Source organism: Hydrogenivirga sp. 128-5-R1-1, assembly GCF_000171895.1.
In genome coordinates, this window is record NZ_ABHJ01000133.1 from 1 (window position 1) to 2,347 (window position 2,347).

A 2,347-nucleotide genomic window follows, 5' to 3' on the forward strand; every position below is an offset into this window, starting at 1 on the left:
AAAATCCTATCCCTTCAAGAGGGTCATCTATTTTGCCTTTTTGTCTTTGAGAAAAGCCAATCTCAGCGTAAGCTACAGGTTTAATAAATGTATGAAGTTGATTTGTTATTACAGCAATAATTGTTAACAGTGGTGTGGAATAAGCTAAACCAATTGCAAATAAAACAACCCCGTCAACTATTTTATCAGCAAGCCAGTCAAAAACTGCTCCAAACTTTGATGCTTTTTCTGTTTCTCTTGCAACAACTCCATCCATAAGGTCAAAAAAACCACTGAAAAACAGTAAGGCAGCAGCTGTTAAAGGTTTATGCATGTAGAAAAAATAAGCAGACAAAAAGCCTAAAATAATAGAAATAATTGTTATTATATTAGGGGTGATGTGGCTTTTTGCCAGCACTACCCCAAAAGGTTCATAAACTTTTTTTAAAGATTTTCTTTTGCTTGTAAAGTTCATTAAAGCTCTTTCCCTTCAAGCCAAGGCATCATTTTTCTTAATTCTTTTCCTATTTTTTCTACTGGATGCTCTTCGTCTTTTTTAACAAGAGCGTTAAAACGAGGTCTTCCTGCAACATTTTCAAGAATCCAGTCTTTTGCAAATGCTCCTTCCTGAATGTCTTCAAGTATTTTCTTATGGACAGGTTTTACTGCTTCGTAAATTTTCTTTCCACTTGAAACATCACCATATCTTGCAGTATCAGATATTGAATATCTCATTCCTGAAATTCCGTACTGATATATTAAATCAACAATTAATTTAAGTTCGTGTAAACATTCAAAATAAGCAACTTCTGGCTGATAACCTGCTTCTATTAGTGTTTCAAATCCAGCTTTAATTAATGCAGTAGCCCCACCACAAAGTACAGCCTGTTCTCCAAAAAGGTCTGTTTCAGTTTCTTCTTTGAAAGTGGTTTCTATAAGACCAGCTCTTGTACAGCCTATTCCTTTTGCATATGCAAGTGCAACATCTTTTGCATTTCCAGTAAAGTCCTGATGAACTGCTACAAGCCCCGGAACACCTTTCCCTTCTTCATACTGCCATCTAACCAAGTGTCCTGGACCTTTTGGAGCAACTAAAAATACATCTACATAAGGAGGTGGTATTATCTGGTCAAAATGGATATTAAAGCCATGGGCAAATGCAAGAGCATTTCCTTCATCTAAGTTTGGCAGTATTGCAGTCTGGTAAACTTCTGGCTGGATAGTATCAGGGATTAACATCATTACAACATCTGCTTTTTTTGCAGCATCATCAGGTGTTAATACTTCAAAACCTTCTGCTTTTGCCTTTTCTATTGAACGGCTTCCTGCATAAAGACCTACTACAACATTAATTCCACTATCCCTTAAATTAAGAGCATGGGCATGCCCTTGTGAACCATATCCTATAATAGCTACAGTTTTTCCTTTTAATACTTCTAAAGATGCGTCTTCATCATAATAAATTTTTGCCATTTTTTCCTCCGACTTTTATTTTAATAAATAAACTTTATCTATTTTATAACCATTCAAAAATTTTTGCAGTAAAAAGGCACTGCTGTTTTCTGGTATTACTATAATATCATGTATTGCAGAGGCTCCAATGATAGTTATAAACTCCCCTTTTTCTCCTTTATATTTATAAATTTTTTTAAAATCTGTTAATCTATCTCCTTTCGTTGATATTATGTTTGCTTTTTCTTCTACATTTCCTTTGGGATTAATAATTTTTAAACTTACAAACTTTTCTTTTATGTCTTTAGTAAATTTTAAGTACTTTGAATATCTTATGTTTTTCTTTAAATCGGTTAACAAACTTTCTGCATCAGGAGAAGTAAAGCATGTGCTTTCTAAAAATATTTGTTTTCTTGTGTTATAAAAAAACATATGCTGAAATAAACGAAAGCCATTTTACTTCAATATCAGCATTTGCAAATCCATTCTTCTTTGACAAATTTAGGTTTTCCAGAAAAAATGATTGAAGTATATCTCTATAAATATTTGGTAAATTATAGAGTTTTAAATTGTGCAAATATAATTCTTTAGCAGTAGAATTGAAATTAATAAAAAAAAGCAAAATAAGCATAAAATTAAATTTCAATCCTGTCCTTCTGAGATTCTCTGACAACAGCTAAAACTCCTGTTCTGGATACATCTTTTAATCCAAATGGTCTAACAAGGTCAATAAATGCATTAATCTTGTCTTGGTCTCCTGTGATTTCTACAGTATATGTATCAGATGACACATCAATTACTTTAGCTCTGAATATATTTACAAGCCTCATTACCTCATCTCTAACACTGCTGTCTGCTGTATGTATCTTTATTAAAGCAAGTTCTCTTTCTATATGCGGGACATCGGTAATATCTC

The 2,347-nt window shown here is 32.8% G+C and carries 4 protein-coding genes; all 4 read right to left on the minus strand.

The features are described from left to right. A partial coding sequence (locus HG1285_RS04295) for a CDP-alcohol phosphatidyltransferase family protein (RefSeq protein WP_008288671.1) occupies positions 1 to 454 on the minus strand: 454 nt, incomplete at its 3' end. Then, the gene (gene ilvC / locus HG1285_RS04290) at positions 454 to 1,452 is read right to left on the minus strand and encodes a ketol-acid reductoisomerase (protein WP_008288672.1); all 999 of its coding nucleotides are present in this window, start codon (positions 1,450 to 1,452) and stop codon (positions 454 to 456) included. The genes HG1285_RS04295 and ilvC, both read right to left, overlap by 1 nt. 15 nt (positions 1,453 to 1,467) lie before the next feature. Then, complete coding sequence (locus HG1285_RS04285; RefSeq protein WP_157560668.1) at positions 1,468 to 1,791, minus strand: hypothetical protein; 324 nt, start codon at positions 1,789 to 1,791, stop codon at positions 1,468 to 1,470. A 275-nt stretch (positions 1,792 to 2,066) separates the two neighbouring features. Then, the coding region (gene ilvN / locus HG1285_RS04275) for an acetolactate synthase small subunit (RefSeq protein WP_008288675.1) at positions 2,067 to 2,347 on the minus strand (281 nt) is incomplete at its 5' end.